A 21,933-nucleotide genomic window follows, 5' to 3' on the forward strand; every position below is an offset into this window, starting at 1 on the left:
TCATCATTCCGCTTTACCATCTGAACCAAACAGTTTGATTTTTTCCAGCGCACGGGCTTTTACCGCTTTGCGTACTTCGCGTTCCAGATGCAGGAACGGCTGATCCTGATTCTCTTTTACCGCTACCATCGCGGCCTGACACAGTTCGGTGTGGATATTGATTTTCGAGATGCCCAGCGAAATGGCTTTTTTGATATCCGCGTCGCTAATACCGGAAGCGCCGTGTAACACTAGCGGTACGGAAACTGCCTGGCGCACGCGCTCCACGACCTCAAAATTCAGTTTTGGTTTAGAGGTATACACGCCATGCTGGTTGCCGATGGCGACCGCCAGCGAGTCACAACCGGTGCGCGCTACAAATTCCGCCGCCTGATCCGGGTCGGTATAGTGATACCCCGCCAACGCCTCTTCATACACCGTTTCGTTCCCTACGTGTCCTAACTCCGCCTCTACCGGAATACCCAGCGGATGGAAGAAATCCACGGCTTCTTTGGTCAGGCGAATATTTTCTTCAAAATCAAAGGAAGAAGCGTCACGCATCAGCGAGTTCATGCCGTGCGTCCAGGCATTATGGATAATGTCCATGCTACGTCCATGATCCCAGTGGGTAATTACCGGCACAGTGGCTTTTTTAGCCATGGAAACCATCATATGAGAGAAGTCTTCAAATGAAGTATTGCCCACAAATCCGGTACCAAAGGAGATAATAACCGGCGAATTTGCCTCTTCCGCCGCATCAATCACTCCCATCAACATTTCCGCATTCCACACATTAAAGTGCGCAATCGCGTAATGTTTATTTTGTGCATCATTTTCCCAATATTTTATATCTGCCAACATCGCTGTTTCTCCCGTTTTTCATTAATCGCAAACTTTAATAACGCCTTTAATAATGTCGCGTTTGTTATTCACCGACTCTTCAAATGCACGTTGTACGTCTTTGTAATCGTAAATATGCGTCACCATTGATTTCACATCGAAACGCCCGGAGGAGATGGCATCAATAGTCACCGGATAGCGGTTGGCATAGCGGAATACCGTCTGGATGGAGACTTCACGGTTAATTTTGAGGAAATTAATCGCTGAATCTCCTGCGACAGTGCCAACAATCATGATCTTCCCGCCGCGCATGACCAGATACGGCGCTTGCTGAGTTGTGACGGCGGAACCGGCGGTTTCAAACACAATATCGGCGCCCATATCGTCGGTGAACTGCTGGCAGAGCGCGACAGTATCTTCTTTCGCCCCATTGATAACGGTTGTCGCGCCCAGTCGTTCAGCCATTGCCAGCCGTTTTTCCAGCACATCCACTACCGCGATATTGGTCGCCCCCAGACACTTACACGCTTGCAGGGTCATTAAACCAATGCAGCCCGCGCCGAGAATGACGATTTTCTTACCCGGTTTAACATCCGCCAGCATTGCCGCGTGCATTCCAACAGCAGCAGGTTCCACCAGCGCACCTTCCATAGTGTCCATATTGTCCGGAAGCTTGTACGTAAAACTTTCCGGATGGCACAGATAGTGCGTTAAGGCCCCGCGATAATTCGGCTGCGTCGCCATAAAATCAACATCCGGACAAATATTGTATTTTCCTTCCAGACAATAGCGGCAGTGGCCGCACGGCACGCCCGGCTCGATATTAACCCGATCGCCTGGCTTAAATTTGCTTACCCGATTGCCGACCGCAACGACCGTACCAGCACACTCATGACCGAGACCAATTTCCTGATTTGGATCCTTCGGCGGAATGAATGGCCCGGATTCAAAACCGTGAACATCTGAACCGCAAATACCGACATATTCCACTTTGATCAATACTTCGTTTTCTTTTGGTACTGGAATATCAGCCGCTATAATTGTCATGGTGCCCGGCGTTTTTAGTATCGCTTTTGAATTTTTCATTTTTATTCCTTTATTTACTCGTGACCTTATCAATGCTCAGACTTTCAACCGAAACACCCTTGGTCTCGATTCCGATAGTCGCTATTGCGACGGCGACGATAATCGAGACAGCGCCCAGCAGGACGAAAACGCCCGTCACGCCATAACCGTTGAGTAATACCGCCACCGCATAGGGGGCAGCGATACCGCTGATTCTGCCGACAGCGTTCGCCAGGCCGGAACCGCGAAGTTTCGCTTCTGTTGGCCAGATCTCCGGCACATAGACCGCCGAGGCATAACAGACATACATATAGACAAAGGTAATCAGGAAAAAGCCAATTAAGGTGATAAGCAACATGCTGGTTTGCAGCGAATAAATATATCCCAGCACGGCAATCAGAATTAATAAACCGACACCCATGGTTTTGCGCGGAATTTTATCCATTACCAGCATAGCGATAAATATGCCAAACGGTGCGCCGAACATACTCATGGTATTTAAAACGATCGAATCTTTGAGGTTGATGCCCTGTGTCATAAAGATGGTGGGCAGCCAGTTAATTAACGTGTATTGCACAACGTTCATGGCAATCAGCACGCAGGAACCCAAAATAACGCGTTTCAGTAATACGCCAGTGAGCAACGCTGAATACGGTACGGAACGCGGCGGCTTGCCGCTGTTTTCAATAACAACCGGCGGCAGCGGTTTTCCTGTCTGACGTTCGATGCCTGCTTCAATGGCCTGCATAACCTTTTCGGCTTCCTGATAACGCCCGCGCGATTCCAGCCAGCGGGGAGATTCAGGGAAGTATCGCCAGGCAAGCGCGGTAGCAATCAGCGACAGCACAGCCGGGATCAGTAACTGCACGCGCCAGTTCCATTCCGCGCTAATTAGCGGCGTCAGCCCCATTGCAATCAGGGAACACAATGGATATGACCAGTTGCCAATAAACGAAACGCGACTCGACCAGGTTCCCCGGTTTCTGCCGGGCATGTACTCGGTAAATCCGGCGAACAGCGTGACCAGTAGTGCCCCTAATCCCACGCCCATCACAAAACGACAGGCAATCAGGAACATCATATTCGGTGAAAATGCGCCCACGACCATCGAGGCAATGTGAATCGCTTCATAAAGAATAAAGGCGTTCCTGCGTCCGGTTTTATCGCCGATAATGCCGCCCACCAGCGCGCCGAGAAACATCCCCGCCGTGGTAATGGCGGAGAAGGTGGCTGTCGTGGAATTATCGGTCCAGCCTAACTCCTTGAGCTGGGCAAGAATTAATCCGCCGACGGCATTACTCCAGCAAACAAGCAGACCAAAGGCGACGACGGCAAACATTGATGAATGCCAGCGGCAATCCGGCAGGCGATCCAGCCGGGCGCCGCAGTGCGGTTTTGTTATCTGTTCCATGCGATAACGTTCCTTTAGCAGAAGGGTTATTCATCAAAGTCGTAGGTCATGATCACTTTAATGGCTGTTTTATCGACCATTGCGTCAAACCCTTCGCGCCACTGAGAAAGACCGATACGATGGGTGATCATCGGTTTTACTTTGATAGCGCCGCTGGCAAGCAGGCGAATCGCATTGCGCCAGGATGTGGAGTCATAGGCCATATGCCCAATGATGCTTTTGTTCCAGGAAGTAATGTCGTTAATGGAGAAATCGAGCGGCTTAAACCCCATACCGACGCGAACCACTTCACCATTTGGCCGCAGCATGTCGATGGCCTGTTTAAGCGCAATGTTGGCACCGGAGCATTCGATCACCAGACCGAGGTTGTCTTTGCCGCAAATCTCCCGGCAGCGTGCGACGACATCTTCCGTGGAGCCGTTAACAAACGCCGTCGCGCCGAGTTCTTTGGCCACAGGGAAACGGACAGGAACATCCTCATCCAGGCCAACCACCACGATATTTACCGCCCCCATAATGCGGGCCATTTGGACCGAAAACAGACCTAACGGACCGGTGCCGATGACTACCACGTCCTGGCCGGGTAAAAATTTGGATTGCTGGGCGATAGATTTATAGGCGTTGCAGATAGGGTCCAGTACTGCGGCTTCCTCGTAATCCACGCCTTCCGGGATCTCCCACAGGGCATGGCGATGGATTTTCAGGATTTCTCCCGGAACCAGGCAGTATTTGGAAAATCCACCGCCCCAGGTGTTGTTATCCAGACCCAGATTCACTTTTTCTGTACAACACAGAAAATCGCCTTGTTCACAGGCAGGGCAAACGCCGCAAACGTGTCCGCTGTTGTCAGAAACCACGCGCTGGCCGACTTTCCAGTCTTTCACTTTTTCGCCCACCCGCGCGATACGTCCGGCGAATTCATGACCGCGAACGGAGTTAAATTCGTCGGACCCGCTGTCAACGTTATAGTGCTTCATATCCGCGCCGCAGATCGCCGCCGCTTTGATTTCGATAATCACGTCTTCCGGACCGCATACCGGCTCCGGGACATCAATCATTTTGTAGCCGCCAAAGGCCTTGCCAAATCTCGCCAGTGCTTTCATTGCATCTTCCTTTGTGTTTGGTGTGCATCAATGCTCATCATACTTAACCATAAAATCTTTAAGGTCAACGATAAATCTTTAAAACACAGATAATGATCTGTATTTACCAACCAAGATCACAAACTCAACGAAACAAACGGCGATAAAACCAAAAAGATGGAAGCCGTATCGCGAAAGACGGCGTGAACGCCTGCGCAGGTTTCCATGGATGAAGATGCTAATCTGCTGCGGTTATTTTTTCGCCACTCCATTCTGTGGCGTGTTTCTGTTTTAGATGTCGAAGAGGATCGTTAAAGAAGCCTGTGCGGTGTTTATTCAACCGGCGCAGAAGATTGTCGACAAATATGGTCTCGATGGGATCGATCTTGACTGGGAATATTCGTTTAACGTCGCATTTAAAAGCGCTTCGTCAGCTAATGGGCCAATGGGTCACCCTCGTCGTCGGCGCGAATGCGGAAAGTCCGAAAAGCTGGCTGGACGTGAAAGCTATAGCCCCGTAGCTCGATTTTATCAATCTGATGACTTACGACATGGCCCTATGGCACACAGTATTTCAACGCCAATACGTATGACTCAAACGCCTGACCTGCTGCTGTCAGTGAAGTCTGCCGGAGGAAGGCACTGCTTGCCCTCTCTTATGAAAATCCGCGCTCGGTGGCGATCGATCAACGCGGACCAGATTAAAAAGCGCGGACTGGCCGGCGCAATGTTCTGGGAATAGGCCGCCGATGACAATAATCAGTTAGCGAAACAGTTGGCGGACTCGCTGGACATTAAGCGTTAATGGGTAAAAATATGGCGGGCCTGTGCCTGACAGCAATGAGCAGGCCCGGTAAGCACAACGCATTGGCAATGAAACCGCCGGATGGCGGCTACCTCTTATCCGGCTGCCGTTACTGCATTTTCAATGTCGCAATCGGCTTTGACGTAATACCGAAATCCGCTTTGAGCTGCTGCTTGCTTTTCATCACCATCTGACCGTGAGTATCGATCGTCATATGTTGCGCTTCGGTATTGTGCCGCGCCTGCCATAGCATCACCAGTTGCAGGCTGTTTTCTTTCTGTTCCGGCGTCAACGCCACGCCATCCGGCCATTTACCCAGCTCAACGGCGGTGGATAAACGTTGATACACTTCCGGCGTCATGCTGTTAATGATCTCATCAAGATTCATGATGTGTCCGCTCCTGTGGAATAATTTGCTGAATCGTTTTTTCAGCCTTTCAGTTGATCGCCGTTTTTCTCGTCAGAAAAGGCCAGCGAGGCCGAGTTAACGCAATAGCGCTCACCGGTTGGCTGCGGCCCGTCCGGGAAAACGTGTCCGAGATGCGCATCGCAGTTACCGCAACGAATTTCGACACGCTGCATGCCATGAGAAAAATCGTCTATGTAACGAATCGCCTCTTCGCTGACAGGCTGGTAAAAGCTAGGCCAGCCGCAGCCTGAATCGTATTTGGTGTGGGAGTGAAAAAGCGGCGTATCACAGACCAGGCAGTGATAAACCCCATCGCGTTTATTATGTAGCAGGCGTCCGGTAAATGGCGGTTCTGTGCCACGATCCTGCGTCACGTAGAATTGCATTTCGGACAATTTTTTCTTGAGTTCTTCTGCTGAAGGTTGGTTAGCCATTTGCTCACATCTCACTTTAAACGTGCTCACATTGCCTGACCGATTCTAACAAAACATTAACACCTCAGTACCAACTTTTGTTCTAAACTTGATCATTGCGAAATGGCGGCTCACGAATCGTGACTGATATCACATTATTATCTCGGTTGCCCTTTAAAATTCGGGGCGGCGCCCCCATGTGGTTTCAAGCCGAAAGGAAGAGTGAGGCGAATCAGCCGCGCAAAGGTTGTGCAGAGGATTGATTTGTCGCAATGATTGACACGATTCCGCTTGACGCTGCGTAAGGTTTTTGTAATTTTACAGGCAACCTTTTATTCACTAACAAATAGCTGGTGGAATATATGACTATCAAAGTAGGTATCAACGGTTTTGGCCGTATCGGTCGCATTGTTTTCCGTGCTGCTCAGAAACGTTCTGACATCGAGATCGTTGCAATCAACGACCTGTTAGACGCAGAGTACATGGCATACATGCTGAAATATGACTCCACTCACGGCCGTTTCGACGGTACTGTTGAAGTGAAAGACGGTCATCTGATCGTTAACGGTAAAAAAATCCGTGTTACCGCTGAACGCGATCCGGCTAACCTGAAATGGGACGAAGTTGGTGTTGACGTAGTGGCTGAAGCTACCGGTATCTTCCTGACTGACGAAACCGCGCGTAAACACATCACCGCTGGCGCGAAAAAAGTGGTTCTGACGGGTCCATCTAAAGACAACACCCCAATGTTTGTTAAAGGCGCTAACTTTGACAAATACGAAGGCCAGGACATCGTTTCCAACGCTTCCTGCACCACCAACTGCCTGGCGCCGCTGGCTAAAGTTATCAACGACAACTTCGGCATCATCGAAGGTCTGATGACTACTGTTCACGCGACTACCGCAACCCAGAAAACCGTTGACGGCCCGTCTCACAAAGACTGGCGCGGCGGCCGCGGCGCATCTCAGAACATCATCCCGTCCTCTACTGGCGCTGCTAAAGCGGTAGGTAAAGTACTGCCAGAACTGAATGGCAAACTGACTGGTATGGCGTTCCGCGTTCCGACTCCGAACGTATCCGTTGTTGACCTGACCGTTCGTCTGGAAAAAGCGGCTACCTACGAGCAGATCAAAGCTGCTGTTAAAGCTGCTGCCGAAGGCGAAATGAAAGGCGTTCTGGGTTACACCGAAGACGACGTTGTATCTACCGATTTCAACGGCGAAGTATGCACCTCCGTGTTCGATGCTAAAGCAGGCATCGCGCTGAACGACAACTTCGTGAAACTGGTCTCCTGGTACGATAACGAAACCGGTTACTCCAACAAAGTACTGGACCTGATTGCTCACATCTCCAAATAAGTTGAGATGACACAGTCATTGGTAAGAGCGACTCAGGTCGCTCTTTTTTTTGCTTAAAGATATACCCGTCATACTTCAAGTTGCAGGTGTGTTGGCTATGCTTTCTCACCCGAATCACTGACGGAAGTCGAACTTATCGGGATGAATCAGGGATGTCCCTGGCCGGAGGTTACCTACGGTTGTTCAAATTCGTTCCCGATGAATTTGTCGTTCACTTGCCGCGTTACTCGGCCTGCGGCCTCGCCTCTACGGGCCAGCGCAAGCACTGGTCAAGGCACAAGCGCCTTGTCATGCAACTCGAATTATTTAGGGTTAAGAGGATTGCGTAATGATTAATAAAATTTTTGCCCTCCCGGTTATCGAACAGCTTACCCCTGTCCTTTCCCGTCGTCAGCTTGATGACCTGGATCTGATCGTCGTTGACCATCCGCAGGTTAAAGCCTCTTTTGCATTACAGGGCGCGCACCTTCTCTCCTGGAAACCCGTTGGCGAGGAAGAGGTATTGTGGCTCAGTAATAATACGCCTTTCAAAACCGGCGTGGCGCTACGCGGCGGTGTACCGATCTGCTGGCCCTGGTTTGGACCTGCGGCTCAACAGGGTCTACCGTCACACGGCTTTGCGCGTAATCTACCGTGGGCGCTAAAAGCGCATAATGAAGATGATAATGGCGTAATGCTGACATTTGAGCTGCAAAGCAGTGAGGCCACCCGGAAATACTGGCCGCACGATTTCACGCTGCTGGCACGTTTTAAAGTGGGCAAAACCTGTGAAATTGAACTGGAAGCGCATGGCGAGTTTGCAACCACATCCGCGCTCCACAGCTATTTTAACGTTGGCGACATCGCCAACGTTAAGGTCAGCGGACTCGGCGATCGGTTTATTGATAAAGTTAACGACGCTAAAGAAGGTGTCCTGGCCGGCGGTATACAAACCTTTCCGGACCGTACCGATCGCGTTTACCTCAATCCTGAAGCATGTAGCGTGATCCACGATGCGACATTAAACCGCACGATTGATGTAGTTCACCACCATCACCTTAACGTCGTAGGCTGGAACCCTGGCCCGGCGTTGTCCGTCAGCATGGGCGACATGCCGGATGACGGCTATAAAACGTTTGTCTGCGTTGAAACGGTTTACGCTACTGCGCCGCAACAAGCCACAGAAGAAAAACCCTCTCGTCTGGCGCAGACTATCTGCGTCGCTAAACGCTAAAAGTGAATGGATAACGGCGTTGCTATAGGATCTGAAAGGCGTCAGCCGCCATCAGGCATGACCTGCCGGATGGCGGCGCTTACACATTTTATCCGGCGTCACACCATATCCAACGCGGTTTTCCCTTTTGGCGCAGGCCAGGCGTTGTCCAGTAAGGCAAGTTCGTTTGCTGACAAGGCGATCTCAAGCGCCGCCGCATTTTGCTTCACGTGTTCTGTACTTCCGGCTTTCGGGATCGCCATCACGCCCGGATGCGCAATCACCCACGTCAGTAAGATTTGCGCCGCCGTTGCGTTATGCGCTTGCGCAATTTCATTCACCACCGGATGATTCAGTAAACCGCTACGTAACCGGCCAGCCTGCGCCAGCGGGCTATAGGCCATCACTGGCATTCGCTGTTGTTGACACCACGGCAATAAATCATACTCAATACCGCGTGACGCCAGATGATAGAGCACCTGATTTGTCGCGCATTGCTGTCCCCCAGGGATGCGCCACAGCGCCTGCATATCGTCATAATCAAGATTAGAGACTCCCCAACGGCGAATTTTCCCCTGCGCGATTAGCCGCTCCATACCTTCAACGGTCTCTTCGAATGAAAAGCTTCCGGCCCAGTGCAATAGATAGAGATCGAGATAATCTGTTTTCAGACGACGCAGGCTTTCCTCACAGGCGGCAACTATCTTCTGGCCGCCAGCGTTCCACGGGTACACTTTTGACACCAGAAATGCCTCATCGCGTCGCCCTGCCAGCGCCTCGCCCACGACCTTTTCCGCCCCGCCGTCGGCATACATTTCCGCCGTATCAATAAGGCGTAACCCCAAATCCAGCCCCGCGCGCAGCGCCGAAACCTCGCGCTGACGTTGATCCGCGCGCTCGCCCATATACCATGTTCCCTGTCCGATGGCAGGAAGCGTCACCTGCCCGCAAAACGTTACGTTTTTCACTGATTTTATTTCCTTTTCAAGGTCACTCGACGGTAAAACAATACAGGACTCTTAGACCCTACGGTAATGTCCGGCATCATACCGCGCAAGGGGGCGATTTTCTTGTCACTGACGAACGTCATCCGCAATCATGTCGACGATGCGGGTAATATGCGCGGCGGGTCGCTGATTTAGTAATAATTGACGCATCACATTCATATAGGGCGTCACATGTTGAAAGAACTCCAGATATCCTTTACAGAGATAATTTTGCCGTTCGCCGCCGTCCATACAAATTCGATGTTTCGGACAACCGCCGTGACAGGCAAAGCGCCACGTACAGTTCTGGCAGCGTGAGGAAAGGTTTGCTTTAGCCGCGCCAAACTGCTGCTGAAAAGGAGAGGCCGCCATTTCTTCTAAAGAGTGTTGCTGCAGATTGCCCAGTTTATAGGCGGGAAAAACAAAATGGTCACAGCTAAACACGTCGCCATTCTGCTCCACCAGCAAACTTTGCCCGCAGGTCGACTGCATCGTACAAAGCGTGGCGGGCTCCCCCATCCAGACGCCAAGTAAGTTATCAAAAAGCTGTACGAATATGCGTCCGACATCGTGACGTATCCATTGATCAAAAACATCGCACATAAAGGCGCCCCACCCTTCAGGCGTGACGGAAAAGGGCATCAGCGAAGGCGAATCCTCATTGTCAGATAACGTCAAAGAACGCTGCGCTTTTTGCGCGAGCGGCTCAACAATGGGAATAAATTGCAGGTGTTTACTTTCCAGTTCCTGCGTCAAAAAATGATAAATAGCGTTGCCATGACGGCATGACGCATCATTCACGACAGTGAGCGTGTTGAACTCGACATCATTTGCCTGCAGAAGGCGGATAGCATTAACGACTCGGGAAAAAGACGCCCGCCCTGACGGCGTTTTCCGGTAATTATCATGAACGACTTGCGGCCCATCAATCGATATACCAATCAGGAACTGGTGCTGCGCAAAGAAAGCCGCCCACTCTTCATTGATTAATACGCCATTGGTTTGCAGACTGTTGTAGATAGTTTTGCCGTTGGCATAGCGTTGCTGCAAGCGCACCACTTTTTGGTAAAAAGAAAGACCGCATAGCGTCGGCTCTCCCCCCTGCCAGCAAAACGAGACCTCTGAGGATGGCGTATCATCAATTACCCGGCGGATATACGTCTCCAGCACATCGTCAGACATGACGCGCTGCCCCCGGGGTTTATCAAGATAGAAACAGTACTTGCAGGATAAGTTACACAGACTGCCGCTGGGCTTGGCTACGGTATTGAATACTATGCTCATTCGTCTTACTCACTGTGAAGAATGGGTATAGCATAAGCGGGACGTGACAGGGCGATATCAGCCAGCATTGCAACAATTATTACGCTAACTGTTAGCGCAGTTGTAATCACCTGGATTTTTCATATAAAAGGCTAGTTTTTTAAATTGATGTAACAAAGTATAAATCACGTAAGGCTGTACCATACCCGGTCAACAGCGCATTTATGCAAGCCGCCATGTTCGCGTTTCAGTTAGCACAAAGCCTGCATAACGCAGGCTTTGTCATGGTTTTTCCGGCAAATTCAATCAATCAGAATCTATAGGTCACGCCAGTAGAAAGGATACCGGTCCAGGATTTATCCACCATCGGGCTGTCGGTAATTTCATCCGACAGGCGGGTGTAGCGCGCAGTACCATATACGCTCCAGTTACCGGCGAAATTATAGTTAGCGCTAAGTTCAAGATACGGGTTCCAGCTATCGTTCGGGTTATAGCCGCGCAGGCCGCTACGCGAAGATTCTTTACGTGATACGCCGTAATAGTAATCGTTCTGGTTCTCGCTATTCCATTCAACCCCGATACCTGGCGTTAAGGTCAGCCCGCCATTGGTATACCGATACAGCCAGGCCAGATCCCAGACAATACCGTTACTGTTATCCAACGTATCCCCTGCCAGTGAGGTACGCAGGAATCCATACTGGGTGTGATGCGCGTAAGAAACGCCCGCCATCATAGTACTTTTACGCCTGTCCAGACGACGCAACTGATGGTCATCGCTGTCGCCCGGTTTGAAGTACATCGGGGACCAGTATGCCATGATTGACAACTTATCGGCATTGTCATTCCACAAGTAATACCCGCCGCCCAGACCACGGAACCAGAAGTTTTCGCTTTCATAAGCGATGACCGGTATCGGATAAACATCGCTATCGTAATCTTTATAAGGGTGTTCAACCACACCAACGCCTGCGCCCAACGTCAGGTTGCTTTCAGCGTGCGCGACGCTGGCGGATGTTGCAATAAACACGCCAAGAGCCAGAAGTTTAAGTTTGGTCACAATCCATAATTCCTTATTCAAATGTTCTGCGGCAAAAGTGTAACCGCCAATACCTGTAAGCCCAACTATTTTACACAATGTAACCGTTTAATATCACCATCACCGATTATTTTCAGATGATCGGCTGATGATCGTTATGTGACCGGGAACGCTTTTTCTGATATCCACCAGCCTTTTCTACCTGATGAGTTATTGATATGTCATCGAAATCCACTGACGCGTACAGGCAAGTTTTGCAAATGCCATCTACGCTTAATGTTAAGAAGGTGTATCACCGGACACGTTGATCTTCTGACCAATAAAATGGCATGAGAGTTGCTTTTTTTTCCTTAGCAGAGACGGCGTTCAGTCTACCTCTTCCGGGAGCCTCTACTATTCATATGAACGGCTCTTAACATGTGCGAAAAAACGAAAGGATGGCATATCATGAATATATTCGATCACTATCGCCAGCGTTACGAAGCTGCCAAGGACGAAGAGTTCACACTGCAGGATTTTCTTACCATTTGTCGGCAAGATCGCAGTGCTTATGCCAACGCGGCAGAGCGGCTATTAATGGCTATCGGCGAGCCTAATATGGTCGACACTGCCCAGGAACCCCGACTTTCCCGACTCTTCTCCAACCGGGTTATTGCTCGCTATCCTGCGTTTGAAGAGTTTTACGGCATGGAAGACGCGATTGAACAGATTGTCTCTTATCTGAAACATGCGGCGCAAGGGCTGGAAGAGAAGAAGCAAATTCTCTATTTGCTGGGACCTGTGGGGGGTGGCAAATCATCGCTCGCTGAACGGCTGAAATCGCTAATGCAGCGCGTGCCAATTTATGTTTTAAGCGCCAACGGCGAGCGTAGTCCGGTCAACGATCATCCGTTATGCCTGTTTAATCCGCAGGAAGACGCGCAGATTCTGGAAAAAGAGTACGGTATTCCGCGCCGCTATCTCGGTACGATTATGTCCCCGTGGGCGGCCAAACGCCTGCATGAGTTTGGCGGCGATATTACTAAATTCCGCGTGGTGAAAGTCTGGCCCTCCATTCTGGAGCAGATTGCCATCGCCAAAACGGAACCCGGCGATGAAAACAACCAGGATATTTCGGCGCTGGTCGGCAAGGTGGATATTCGTAAACTCGAACATCACGCCCAGAACGATCCGGATGCGTATGGTTACTCTGGCGCGCTGTGCCGCGCTAACCAGGGGATCATGGAGTTCGTCGAGATGTTTAAAGCGCCTATTAAGGTGCTGCACCCCTTGCTGACCGCAACTCAGGAAGGTAACTACAATGGTACGGAAGGTATTTCCGCCCTGCCCTTTAATGGCATCATACTTGCCCACTCAAACGAATCTGAATGGGTGACTTTCCGTAACAATAAAAATAACGAAGCGTTCCTCGACCGTGTCTATATCGTGAAGGTGCCTTATTGCCTGCGAATCTCCGAAGAGATCAAAATCTACGAGAAACTGCTTAATCATAGCGAGCTGGCTCATGCGCCCTGCGCGCCGGGCACGTTGGAAACGCTTTCGCGCTTCTCGATTCTTTCCCGCCTGAAAGAGCCGGAAAATTCCAGTATTTACTCGAAAATGCGCGTTTATGACGGTGAAAGCCTGAAAGATACCGACCCTAAAGCTAAATCGTACCAGGAGTATCGCGACTATGCGGGCGTGGACGAAGGGATGAACGGTCTCTCCACCCGATTCGCCTTTAAGATCCTCTCCCGCGTATTCAACTTCGACCATGCGGAAGTGGCGGCAAACCCGGTACATCTGTTCTACGTTCTGGAACAACAAATCGAGCGTGAACAGTTCCCGCAGGAGCAAGCTGAGCGTTATCTGGAGTTCCTGAAAGGCTACCTGATCCCGAAATACGCCGAATTTATCGGCAAGGAGATCCAGACGGCCTATCTCGAATCTTATTCTGAGTACGGGCAGAACATTTTTGATCGTTACGTGACTTATGCGGATTTCTGGATTCAGGATCAGGAGTATCGCGACCCGGATACCGGTCAACTGTTCGATCGCGAGTCGCTGAACGCCGAACTGGAAAAAATTGAAAAACCAGCGGGTATCAGTAACCCGAAAGATTTCCGTAATGAGATAGTAAACTTTGTCCTGCGCGCCAGAGCCAACAATAGCGGCCGTAATCCAAACTGGACCAGTTACGAGAAGCTGCGCACGGTGATTGAGAAAAAAATGTTCTCTAATACTGAAGAGCTGTTGCCGGTCATTTCTTTTAACGCCAAAACGTCGACTGACGAGCAGAAAAAGCATGACGACTTTGTCGATCGGATGATGGAGAAAGGATATACCCGTAAGCAGGTTCGTTTGCTGTGCGAGTGGTACCTGCGCGTGCGTAAATCGTCGTGATGTTAATGCCCGGTGGCGCTTGCGCTTACCGGGCCTACAAAGTAATGTTCTGTAGACTGGCTAAGCATTAGCGCTATCCGGCACTGACAGAACAGGCGCTCAGTTGGCAGTACGGGGGGCATATGACCTGGTTCATAGACCGACGTCTTAACGGCAAAAATAAAAGCACGGTGAATCGCCAGCGCTTTTTGCGCCGTTATAAAGCACAAATTAAGCAGTCAATTTCCGAAGCGATTAATAAACGCTCTGTGACCGATGTCGACAGCGGAGAGTCCGTCTCTATTCCAACCGATGATATTAGCGAACCGATGTTTCATCAGGGGCGCGGCGGTCTGCGCCATCGCGTCCATCCGGGTAACGATCACTTTATCCAGAATGATCGCATTGAGCGTCCGCAAGGCGGTGGCGGCGGCGGTTCCGGCAGCGGTCAAGGTCAGGCCAGCCAGGACGGCGAAGGCCAGGATGAGTTTGTTTTTCAGATTTCAAAAGATGAATATCTGGATCTGCTCTTTGAAGATTTAGCGCTGCCTAATCTGAAGAAAAACCAGCATCGCCAGCTTAACGAGTATAAAACTCACCGCGCCGGTTTCACCTCAAACGGCGTACCGGCCAATATCAGCGTGGTACGTTCGCTACAAAACTCTCTGGCGCGCCGTACAGCAATGACGGCAGGAAAACGCCGCGAACTGCACGCGCTGGAAACGGAACTGGAGACCATCAGCCATAGCGAACCAGCGCAACTGCTTGAAGAGGAGCGGTTACGTCGGGAAATTGCCGAACTACGGGCTAAAATCGAGCGAGTGCCGTTTATCGACACCTTTGATTTACGCTATAAAAATTATGAAAAACGGCCTGAGCCCTCCAGCCAGGCGGTGATGTTCTGTCTGATGGACGTCTCGGGTTCGATGGACCAGGCAACCAAAGATATGGCCAAGCGTTTTTACATTCTGCTCTATCTGTTTTTGAGCCGAACATATAAGAACGTAGAAGTGGTTTATATCCGCCACCATACCCAGGCGAAGGAAGTGGACGAACATGAGTTCTTTTATTCGCAAGAGACCGGGGGGACGATTGTCTCCAGCGCGCTTAAACTCATGGATGAAGTGGTTAAAGAGCGCTACGACCCGGGGCAGTGGAACATCTATGCGGCGCAAGCGTCAGACGGTGATAACTGGGCCGACGATTCACCGCTGTGTCATGAGATTCTGGCGAAAAAGCTGCTGCCGGTAGTGCGCTATTACAGCTATATCGAGATTACCCGCCGCGCCCACCAGACCTTATGGCGCGAGTATGAACATCTGCAGGCGACGTTCGATAACTTCGCCATGCAGCATATTCGCGATCAGGAGGATATTTATCCGGTATTCCGCGAATTGTTTCAGAAACAGAGCGCCAATCAAAGCGTATAAATAAATCCGCCCGTTCATATGTCGGGCGGATTTTAATAAACCTGGTGTTCGGTTTTTATGACTGAAGCAATTACCCGCGAATAGTCTGAATGAAGGTATTCCGGCATATCGGGTAATTTAACCCATTAATAGAATTCCATCATGTTAATAACACCAAGGCCAAGACCAAGGCCCCAAATGTCCTGGTTGCCCCACTCCAGGAGGAACAATGTGACAGGCAGGGACTTTATCAAAAACATGATCCAAAACATGTGAAAAAGGATCATCCGCCATCGCCGACGACGTAAAACCTGCTGCCAGTAATGCAAAAAATAAAATCACAGCCATCTCTTTAAATCGTTTCATAGAGCCTCAGAACGGAAGTAAATTATTATTCTTACCACTTCACACTCTTTTCATCATCATAATAAAGGTTATTTTCTTTTTGTCACAAATAGATCAGTATTGTTGGTTAAAAATTTAGTTTTTATCACAATAGTCACACATGAAAATATAAACACAGCGTATTAATTGGTTTATTAAATCGAGAATGATTTTTATTTCATAACATCAACACGTTTTATTTTTAAACAGTCTATTAGAGGAATTCTCATCGCTATGGTAAACTAACGCATCCGACTTTCAGGGCTGTAGTTCATCATGAATTTGCATCATAAAGCGCTCAGGCACTTTATCTCGGCAAGCGTCATCGTTTTGACATCGTCCTTCCTGATTTACGAACTTATTGCCAGCGACAGGGCAATGAATGCCTATATGCGTTATATCATGGAGAGAGCCGATTCGTCGTTTTTGTACGATAAGTACCAGAATCAGAGCATCGCCGCACATTTGATGCGAACTTTTGAAGCGCCGGGAGACCCCGTCACTGCAGAAAAACGCCGCGCGTTTTGCGACGCCTTTGAGGCTATTAACGGTACGCACGGCGTCAACCTGACCCGGCATAATTATCCGGGGCTACATGGCACCCTGCAAACCGCCGCTACACAGTGTACCGATAATCTTGATGACGCCCTTTTACTGCCTGCATTTGATCAGGCGGTAAGCATCAACCGTTCGCAGGACGGCCACAGTCACGGGCTGGGCACACTGGAGCTTAAATTCCGTTATTACGTTGATTTAAATAAACATTATGTCTATTTCTATGATTTAATCAACTCACGGCGCTTCGCCATGCATCGTTGGACTTTTTTACAAAAAGGCACAATGGGTATTAACAGAAAAGATATAGATAAACTTTTTACCGGCCGTACGGTTATTTCAAGTATTTACATGGATGATATTACCCAGGAAAACGTCATGAGCTTTTTAACGCCAGTCTATCTGGCGGGAACGTTAAAAGGTATCGTGATGGTGGATGTTAACCAGGATAATTTAAAAAATATTTTTTATACCCAGGACCGTCCGCTGGTTTGGCGTTATCTTAACGTAACACTAAAGGACATGGACTCCGGAAAAGAAATTATTATTAATCAAAGCAAAAATAATCTGTTTCAATATGTGAATTATAGCCATGATATCCCGGGTGGACTGCGCGTTTCGTTGTCCCTTGATTTAACCTATTTCCTTGTCTCGTCCTGGAAAGCGCTGGCCTTTTACTTACTGGCAACGGCGCTCCTGCTTAATATGGTACGGATGCACTTTCGGCTTTATCGCAACGTCACACGCGAAAATATTAGCGATGCCATGACCGGGCTTTACAACCGTAAAATATTAACACCGGAGCTGGAACAGCGACTGCAACGCCTGGTCAATGCCGGGACGCCGGTGACATTTGTCGCTATTGATTGCGACAGGTTAAAACTGATCAACGATACCCAGGGGCACCAGGAAGGCGACCGAATTATAACCCTGTTGGCGAAAGCGATTAAAACATCGATTCGTAAAAGCGATTATGCCATTCGCCTCGGCGGCGATGAGTTCTGTATTATTCTTGTTGATTATGCGGCGGATTTGGCTATCCATCTGCCGGAGCGTATTATTCGTAACCTGCAAATTATCGCACCGGATAAGACAGTCCATTTTTCCGCCGGGATTTATAATATGCAGCCCAATGATACGATTAATGATGCCTACCAGGCTTCCGATGCGCAGCTCTATCTGAACAAACAGCAAAAACAACATCGTTCATCATAGTGCTTCGCAGTAAATGTTCATATTGCACCAGGAGTAAGAAATGGCCGAAATGACTGAAGTCGCGAAGGGTGTCGCTACACACCAACGTTTAGTGGCTTTATTAACCCAGGAGAACGCGCGCTATCGTGTGGTGAGCCATGAAGCGGTAGGAAAATGCGAAGCGGTATCTGAAATACGCGGTACTGCGCTGGGCCAGGGCGCAAAAGCGCTGGTCTGTAAAGTCAAAGGCAACGGCGTCAACCAGCACGTTCTTGCTATTCTGGCGGCCGATCAGCAAGCCGACCTCTCTCAGCTTGCTTCACATCTGGGCGGCTTACGCGCTTCCCTTGCCAGCCCGGCGGAAGTCGATATGCTGACCGGCTGCGTTTTTGGCGCGATCCCGCCTTTCAGTTTTCACCCCAATCTGAAACTGGTCGCCGATCCGCTCCTGTTTGAGCGTTTCGATGAAATTGCCTTTAATGCCGGCCTGCTGGAAAAATCAGTCATTATGAATACACAGGACTATCTGCGCATCGCCCAACCAGAACTGGCAGTCTTCCGCCGCTTTCAGTCATCGTCAACGGCTTAGTCCCCTTCCCCTTCAAGGATCAATACAGACACAACGATAATGATAAAAATGGCGAAAAACGACGCCGTAATCATCAGCGCTTCAAGAAGCGGTGGATCGTACATAATTGTATCCTCAGGAAGACAACAATGACGGTTCACCGGTTAGCAATACGCGTCGTTGATGACAATTTAATGATAACGCCGTTTTTCACGTAGAAATTGTCTTTCAGGCAGTTGCCTGAAATCCGCATCAATCGTTAAAAAGGCCTGTGCGCTTTGCCGTTTGGGCGTAAAGTAGTCAGGCTTACTTTTTGGCAAGGAAACCATAATGTTTGATGTCACTCTGCTGATCCTGCTCGGACTGGCAGCTCTGGGATTTATCAGCCACAACACCACTGTCGCCGTTTCAATTCTGGTGCTGATTATTGTCCGCGTAACCCCGTTGAATACCTTTTTTCCCTGGATTGAAAAACAGGGACTCACCGTCGGGATTATCATTCTGACCATCGGCGTAATGGCTCCCATCGCCAGCGGAACCCTACCGCCCTCCACATTGATCCACTCTTTTGTGAACTGGAAATCGCTGGTCGCGATTGCCGTCGGCGTTTTCGTCTCCTGGCTGGGCGGTCGCGGCATTACGCTGATGGGAAACCAACCGCAGCTCGTCGCCGGGCTGCTGGTCGGTACGGTACTTGGCGTCGCGCTGTTTCGCGGCGTGCCGGTCGGCCCACTGATTGCGGCGGGGTTGGTCTCTTTAATTGTGGGGAAACAGTAACTCGCCCGTCAGATACTGGCCTGGCGTCTGCCCCAGGCCTTTTTTAAACATGGTAATGAATGCCGTGGTGGAATCATAACCCAGCATTTGCGCCGTCTGCTGTACATTACGTCCCGCGATCAGCGCTTGTAGCGCCAGAATTAATTGCAACTGATGACGCCAGCGACGAAAGCTTAGCCCCGTCTCTTTGACGACCAACCGGGCAAGGTTACGCTCGCTCATCGCGAATACGCTGGCCCACTGCCCTAACGTATTCCATCGCGCGGGCTCCTGCGCCATTGTCTCAACCATTTGGCGAATTTTCGGATGCCCCGATACCGGTAATTGCAATTGTCCCTGCGGCTGCTGCGGCAGTTCATCAAACAACACCTGAATAAGGCGCTGCGTTGGCATTTGCGCTCTTTCGGGATCGGCTCTGCGCGCCAGCGACAAAATCAACTCCCGGCATAACGGCGAAATTTTCAGCGTGCAGCAACGCTCCGGCATGACGACCGCTGCAGGTTCAATAAATAAAAAGCACAGCTCCGCCCCTGCGGTCACATGGTTACTGTGCGGCAGCGAGCCGGGGAGCCAGACGGCATACTGGGGCGGAACCATCCACATCGCATTTTCCACCTCACAGGTGATCGCGCCGTGCAGAGCGAGGATCAACTGTCCCTTGCGATGCTGATGGCGAGGGCTAAACAGTTCATCATCCCTGGCGCGAATACAAAAGGCCACAGCGGCATCGTGGTGAAGGTCGGGATCGTAACCGTCCAGTCTCAGGCCAATCATTATATTGTCCGATTTTAGCGATAAATTGTCATTTTAGCTTGATTCATCCAAACAGTAAAAACTGTTAAGGTATCGCCTCGCCTGACGAGATGAGAAAACGATGACGACAGCCCTTTCACCACGCGGCAAACAGGGCGCTTTACTGATTGCCGGTATTTTGATGATAGCCACTACGCTGCGCGTAACATTTACCGGCGCTGCGCCGTTGCTGGAGACAATCCGTTCGGATTACGGTCTTTCCACCGCCCAGACGGGCCTGCTAACAACCTTGCCGCTTCTGGCGTTTGCGCTGGTTTCGCCGCTGGCGGCCGGTATTGCCCGCCGGTTTGGGATGGAACGCAGTCTGTTTGCCGCAATGCTGCTGATTTGCGCGGGTATTGCCCTCCGCTCCCTGCCCTCCGCTGCATTGTTGTTTGCCGGAACTGCCATTATTGGGTGCGGGATAGCGCTGGGTAATGTGCTGCTACCAGGATTGATTAAGCGCGATTTTTCACAACATGTCGCCAGGCTGACGGGCGCGTATTCATTGACGATGGGCGCCGCCGCCGCGTTGGGGTCTGCGCTAGTGGTTCCGCTGGCGTTGCACGGTTTTGGCTGGCGCGGCGCGCTGTTAATGCTGATGCTGTTTCCGCTGTTGGCGTTTCTTATCTGGTTGCCGCAGTGGCGCACTACCCGCTCAGCTAACCTGAGTAGCTCCCGGGCATTACATGAACGCGGTATCTGGCGTTCGCCTTTAGCCTGGCAAGTTACGTTGTTTTTGGGACTTAACTCACTGATTTATTATGTAATTATCGGCTGGTTACCAACAATACTCATCAGCCACGGTTACAGCGAAGCACAGGCAGGATCGCTACATGGCCTGCTGCAACTGGCGACCGCGGCGCCTGGGTTAGCCATTCCGCTTATTTTGCCTCGCTTTAACGATCAACGCTGGATTGCCGCGCTGGTCTCACTCTTGTGCGCAGTGGGCGCGGCGGGGCTTTGGTTTGTGCCGGGCCAGGCGATCATCTGGACGCTACTGTTCGGCTTCGGTACAGGCGCGACGATGATCCTCGGCCTGACGTTTATCGGCCTGCGCGCCAGTTCGGCGCATCAGGCGGCGGCGCTTTCCGGCATGGCGCAGTCGGTCGGGTATTTACTGGCGGCATGTGGGCCGCCCGTCATGGGAAAACTTCATGATGCCAGCGGTAGCTGGTATCTGCCGCTATCGGGCGTAACGGTTCTGGCTATCATCATGGCGATTTTAGGCCTCTACGCCGGACGCGATCGAGAGATAGCGTCATAAATAAACCTGATACCCACTTGAATGCCTGATGACGCTTCGTTTATCAGGCCTGATCCATTAAAATCATTACCGCTATCCGACAAAAGTACCGTAAGCGACACCATCACAGGAGGGAAAAATGCGAATCCAGTGTAAGCGCGTCTATTTCCCGGCGGAAAAAGACGATGGTTATCGGGTATTGGTTGACAGGCTATGGCCACGCGGCATTAAAAAATCGGCGCTGGTCTATGATGAATGGAATAAGGCCATTACGCCCTCCACCGAATTGCGCAAAGCCTTTCATAGCGAACTGATTGATTTTAACCACTTCGCGCAGCAATACCGGGCAGAACTTGCGCAACAGCATCACGAAGGCAAACGGCTGGCGGATATTGCCCGACACCAGCCGCTAACGTTGCTATACGCCGCTAAAGATACTCGCCAGAACCATGCCATTGTGCTGGCAGAGTGGCTACGAGAGCTGTGATTGTCGTGCCGCCGCCTGGCCTGGTTGTCTGTCCGGGGACAACGGCATCAAATGTTCTGCTCGCACCCAGGCAAAACCGTGCTGACCATCGGCGGAGGCTACGTCGCCCGTAACCAGCCACAGCGCCCGAGGCGCTTCTTTCGGCAGTAAGGTGACGTGTCCATTTACCGGATTAATGAATTCATCTCCGGGTTGGCACAGGCAAAATAGCTCAACCGATTTACCAATATTCCGCCGTCCGGCGGGTGTCTTAGCGCCAATAACTATTGCCAACGCGCCCGGCTTTAACTGAAACATATTTTCTTGCGCCGCATGAAACTC

The 21,933-nt window shown here is 50.6% G+C and carries 22 protein-coding genes and 1 pseudogene; 10 read left to right on the forward strand and 13 right to left on the reverse strand.

Going from position 1 to position 21,933, the window contains the following annotated elements:
• Nucleotides 1-3: 3 nt before the first annotated feature.
• The 4 genes from N7E69_RS21780 to N7E69_RS21795 are packed head-to-tail and all read right to left on the reverse strand — an operon-like array spanning nucleotide 4 to nucleotide 4,398.
• Nucleotides 4-840, reverse strand: a complete 837-nt coding sequence (locus N7E69_RS21780; protein ID WP_000878874.1) for a ketose-bisphosphate aldolase — start codon at nucleotides 838-840, stop codon at nucleotides 4-6.
• A 21-nt stretch (nucleotides 841-861) separates the two neighbouring features.
• Complete coding sequence (locus tag N7E69_RS21785) at nucleotides 862-1,905, reverse strand: NAD(P)-dependent alcohol dehydrogenase (RefSeq protein WP_000798080.1); 1,044 nt, start codon at nucleotides 1,903-1,905, stop codon at nucleotides 862-864.
• Between the two features lie 10 nt (nucleotides 1,906-1,915).
• Entirely contained in the window at nucleotides 1,916-3,295 is a 1,380-nt protein-coding gene (locus N7E69_RS21790) for an MFS transporter (protein ID WP_000435324.1), read from the reverse strand.
• Nucleotides 3,296-3,321: 26 nt separating this feature from the next.
• Nucleotides 3,322-4,398 (reverse strand): zinc-binding dehydrogenase, encoded by a 1,077-nt coding sequence (locus N7E69_RS21795; protein ID WP_000645184.1) that lies wholly within the window; start codon nucleotides 4,396-4,398, stop codon nucleotides 3,322-3,324.
• A 295-nt stretch (nucleotides 4,399-4,693) separates the two neighbouring features.
• On the opposite strand from N7E69_RS21795, the pseudogene N7E69_RS21800 reads away from it, so the two are divergent.
• Nucleotides 4,694-5,116: pseudogene (locus N7E69_RS21800) on the forward strand (glycosyl hydrolase family 18 protein); the annotation flags it as partial.
• A gap of 175 nt (nucleotides 5,117-5,291) precedes the next feature.
• Here the strand turns inward: N7E69_RS21800 and N7E69_RS21805 are convergent.
• Nucleotides 5,292-5,570, reverse strand: a complete 279-nt coding sequence (locus N7E69_RS21805) for a YeaC family protein (RefSeq protein WP_001046864.1) — start codon at nucleotides 5,568-5,570, stop codon at nucleotides 5,292-5,294.
• Nucleotides 5,571-5,611: 41 nt separating this feature from the next.
• Nucleotides 5,612-6,025: a peptide-methionine (R)-S-oxide reductase MsrB gene (msrB, locus tag N7E69_RS21810; protein ID WP_001519539.1), complete on the reverse strand. Its 414-nt coding sequence runs from the start codon at nucleotides 6,023-6,025 to the stop codon at nucleotides 5,612-5,614.
• A gap of 341 nt (nucleotides 6,026-6,366) precedes the next feature.
• On the opposite strand from msrB, the gene gapA reads away from it, so the two are divergent.
• Nucleotides 6,367-7,362 carry a glyceraldehyde-3-phosphate dehydrogenase gene (gapA, locus tag N7E69_RS21815; RefSeq protein ID WP_000153505.1) on the forward strand — a complete coding sequence of 332 codons (996 nt, stop codon included), beginning with the start codon at nucleotides 6,367-6,369 and terminating at the stop codon, nucleotides 7,360-7,362.
• A gap of 328 nt (nucleotides 7,363-7,690) precedes the next feature.
• The gene (locus N7E69_RS21820) at nucleotides 7,691-8,575 is read left to right on the forward strand and encodes a D-hexose-6-phosphate mutarotase (protein WP_000608660.1); all 885 of its coding nucleotides are present in this window, start codon (nucleotides 7,691-7,693) and stop codon (nucleotides 8,573-8,575) included.
• 98 nt (nucleotides 8,576-8,673) lie between these two features.
• Here N7E69_RS21820 and N7E69_RS21825 read toward each other — a convergent pair whose 3' ends face one another.
• The 3 genes from N7E69_RS21825 to N7E69_RS21835 form a co-directional block, all read right to left on the reverse strand.
• Nucleotides 8,674-9,531: an aldo/keto reductase gene (locus tag N7E69_RS21825; RefSeq protein WP_000843751.1), complete on the reverse strand. Its 858-nt coding sequence runs from the start codon at nucleotides 9,529-9,531 to the stop codon at nucleotides 8,674-8,676.
• Nucleotides 9,532-9,627: 96 nt separating this feature from the next.
• Nucleotides 9,628-10,824: an anaerobic sulfatase maturase gene (locus tag N7E69_RS21830; protein WP_000029247.1), complete on the reverse strand. Its 1,197-nt coding sequence runs from the start codon at nucleotides 10,822-10,824 to the stop codon at nucleotides 9,628-9,630.
• 289 nt (nucleotides 10,825-11,113) lie between these two features.
• Entirely contained in the window at nucleotides 11,114-11,860 is a 747-nt protein-coding gene (locus N7E69_RS21835) for a MipA/OmpV family protein (protein ID WP_000163762.1), read from the reverse strand.
• A gap of 426 nt (nucleotides 11,861-12,286) precedes the next feature.
• Here N7E69_RS21835 and yeaG point away from each other — a divergent pair, with 426 nt between their 5' ends.
• Both yeaG and N7E69_RS21845 read left to right on the forward strand, forming a co-directional pair.
• Complete coding sequence (gene yeaG / locus N7E69_RS21840; protein WP_001518010.1) at nucleotides 12,287-14,221, forward strand: protein kinase YeaG; 1,935 nt, start codon at nucleotides 12,287-12,289, stop codon at nucleotides 14,219-14,221.
• 122 nt (nucleotides 14,222-14,343) lie between these two features.
• The gene (locus N7E69_RS21845; RefSeq protein WP_000219715.1) at nucleotides 14,344-15,630 is read left to right on the forward strand and encodes a YeaH/YhbH family protein; all 1,287 of its coding nucleotides are present in this window, start codon (nucleotides 14,344-14,346) and stop codon (nucleotides 15,628-15,630) included.
• Nucleotides 15,631-15,774: 144 nt separating this feature from the next.
• On the opposite strand, the gene N7E69_RS21850 is transcribed toward N7E69_RS21845, so the two are convergent.
• Nucleotides 15,775-15,975: a hypothetical protein gene (locus tag N7E69_RS21850; protein WP_016705258.1), complete on the reverse strand. Its 201-nt coding sequence runs from the start codon at nucleotides 15,973-15,975 to the stop codon at nucleotides 15,775-15,777.
• A 294-nt stretch (nucleotides 15,976-16,269) separates the two neighbouring features.
• Here N7E69_RS21850 and dgcJ point away from each other — a divergent pair, with 294 nt between their 5' ends.
• Complete coding sequence (gene dgcJ / locus N7E69_RS21855; RefSeq protein WP_001751652.1) at nucleotides 16,270-17,763, forward strand: diguanylate cyclase DgcJ; 1,494 nt, start codon at nucleotides 16,270-16,272, stop codon at nucleotides 17,761-17,763.
• Nucleotides 17,764-17,812: 49 nt separating this feature from the next.
• Nucleotides 17,813-18,331: a YbaK/prolyl-tRNA synthetase associated domain-containing protein gene (locus N7E69_RS21860; protein ID WP_162138165.1), complete on the forward strand. Its 519-nt coding sequence runs from the start codon at nucleotides 17,813-17,815 to the stop codon at nucleotides 18,329-18,331.
• Here the strand turns inward: N7E69_RS21860 and yoaI are convergent.
• Nucleotides 18,328-18,435 carry a small membrane protein YoaI gene (gene yoaI, locus N7E69_RS21865; protein ID WP_000272244.1) on the reverse strand — a complete coding sequence of 36 codons (108 nt, stop codon included), beginning with the start codon at nucleotides 18,433-18,435 and terminating at the stop codon, nucleotides 18,328-18,330. The two genes, N7E69_RS21860 and yoaI, sit on opposite strands and share 4 nt — an antisense overlap.
• Nucleotides 18,436-18,640: 205 nt before the next feature.
• On the opposite strand from yoaI, the gene N7E69_RS21870 reads away from it, so the two are divergent.
• Entirely contained in the window at nucleotides 18,641-19,087 is a 447-nt protein-coding gene (locus N7E69_RS21870) for a DUF441 domain-containing protein (protein WP_000460698.1), read from the forward strand.
• On the opposite strand, the gene N7E69_RS21875 is transcribed toward N7E69_RS21870, so the two are convergent.
• Entirely contained in the window at nucleotides 19,067-19,861 is a 795-nt protein-coding gene (locus tag N7E69_RS21875) for an AraC family transcriptional regulator (RefSeq protein WP_000579790.1), read from the reverse strand. The two genes, N7E69_RS21870 and N7E69_RS21875, sit on opposite strands and share 21 nt — an antisense overlap.
• Nucleotides 19,862-19,961: 100 nt before the next feature.
• Here N7E69_RS21875 and N7E69_RS21880 point away from each other — a divergent pair, with 100 nt between their 5' ends.
• On the forward strand, nucleotides 19,962-21,146 hold the full coding sequence (locus tag N7E69_RS21880; RefSeq protein ID WP_000205346.1) for a CynX/NimT family MFS transporter: 1,185 nt from the start codon (nucleotides 19,962-19,964) through the stop codon (nucleotides 21,144-21,146).
• A 118-nt stretch (nucleotides 21,147-21,264) separates the two neighbouring features.
• Nucleotides 21,265-21,612, forward strand: coding sequence for a DUF488 domain-containing protein (locus N7E69_RS21885; protein WP_001222530.1), 348 nt, complete (start codon nucleotides 21,265-21,267; stop codon nucleotides 21,610-21,612).
• Here N7E69_RS21885 and N7E69_RS21890 read toward each other — a convergent pair.
• On the reverse strand, nucleotides 21,598-21,909 hold the full coding sequence (locus N7E69_RS21890; RefSeq protein ID WP_000487129.1) for a hypothetical protein: 312 nt from the start codon (nucleotides 21,907-21,909) through the stop codon (nucleotides 21,598-21,600). The two genes, N7E69_RS21885 and N7E69_RS21890, sit on opposite strands and share 15 nt — an antisense overlap.
• Nucleotides 21,910-21,933: the final 24 nt, after the last annotated feature.

Source organism: Salmonella sp. 3C (genome assembly GCF_025426275.1).
Lineage (GTDB): Bacteria > Pseudomonadota > Gammaproteobacteria > Enterobacterales > Enterobacteriaceae > Salmonella > Salmonella enterica.

Bases quoted from the DNA above. Each gene is read 5' to 3' on its own strand.
- N7E69_RS21850 (WP_016705258.1), bottom strand. From the start codon at position 15,975: ATGAAACGATTTAAAGAGATGGCTGTGATTTTATTTTTTGCATTACTG.
- N7E69_RS21795 (WP_000645184.1), bottom strand. From the start codon at position 4,398: ATGAAAGCACTGGCGAGATTTGGCAAGGCCTTTGGCGGCTACAAAATG.
- N7E69_RS21830 (WP_000029247.1), bottom strand. From the start codon at position 10,824: ATGAGCATAGTATTCAATACCGTAGCCAAGCCCAGCGGCAGTCTGTGT.
- N7E69_RS21805 (WP_001046864.1), bottom strand. From the start codon at position 5,570: ATGAATCTTGATGAGATCATTAACAGCATGACGCCGGAAGTGTATCAA.
- N7E69_RS21845 (WP_000219715.1), top strand. From the start codon at position 14,344: ATGACCTGGTTCATAGACCGACGTCTTAACGGCAAAAATAAAAGCACG.
- N7E69_RS21785 (WP_000798080.1), bottom strand. From the start codon at position 1,905: ATGAAAAATTCAAAAGCGATACTAAAAACGCCGGGCACCATGACAATT.
- N7E69_RS21780 (WP_000878874.1), bottom strand. From the start codon at position 840: ATGTTGGCAGATATAAAATATTGGGAAAATGATGCACAAAATAAACAT.
- N7E69_RS21820 (WP_000608660.1), top strand. From the start codon at position 7,691: ATGATTAATAAAATTTTTGCCCTCCCGGTTATCGAACAGCTTACCCCT.
- yeaG (WP_001518010.1), top strand. From the start codon at position 12,287: ATGAATATATTCGATCACTATCGCCAGCGTTACGAAGCTGCCAAGGAC.
- N7E69_RS21880 (WP_000205346.1), top strand. From the start codon at position 19,962: ATGACGACAGCCCTTTCACCACGCGGCAAACAGGGCGCTTTACTGATT.
- N7E69_RS21890 (WP_000487129.1), bottom strand. From the start codon at position 21,909: ATGTTTCAGTTAAAGCCGGGCGCGTTGGCAATAGTTATTGGCGCTAAG.
- N7E69_RS21885 (WP_001222530.1), top strand. From the start codon at position 21,265: ATGCGAATCCAGTGTAAGCGCGTCTATTTCCCGGCGGAAAAAGACGAT.
- N7E69_RS21860 (WP_162138165.1), top strand. From the start codon at position 17,813: ATGACTGAAGTCGCGAAGGGTGTCGCTACACACCAACGTTTAGTGGCT.
- dgcJ (WP_001751652.1), top strand. From the start codon at position 16,270: ATGAATTTGCATCATAAAGCGCTCAGGCACTTTATCTCGGCAAGCGTC.
- N7E69_RS21790 (WP_000435324.1), bottom strand. From the start codon at position 3,295: ATGGAACAGATAACAAAACCGCACTGCGGCGCCCGGCTGGATCGCCTG.
- gapA (WP_000153505.1), top strand. From the start codon at position 6,367: ATGACTATCAAAGTAGGTATCAACGGTTTTGGCCGTATCGGTCGCATT.
- N7E69_RS21875 (WP_000579790.1), bottom strand. From the start codon at position 19,861: ATGATTGGCCTGAGACTGGACGGTTACGATCCCGACCTTCACCACGAT.
- yoaI (WP_000272244.1), bottom strand. From the start codon at position 18,435: ATGTACGATCCACCGCTTCTTGAAGCGCTGATGATTACGGCGTCGTTT.
- N7E69_RS21870 (WP_000460698.1), top strand. From the start codon at position 18,641: ATGTTTGATGTCACTCTGCTGATCCTGCTCGGACTGGCAGCTCTGGGA.
- msrB (WP_001519539.1), bottom strand. From the start codon at position 6,025: ATGGCTAACCAACCTTCAGCAGAAGAACTCAAGAAAAAATTGTCCGAA.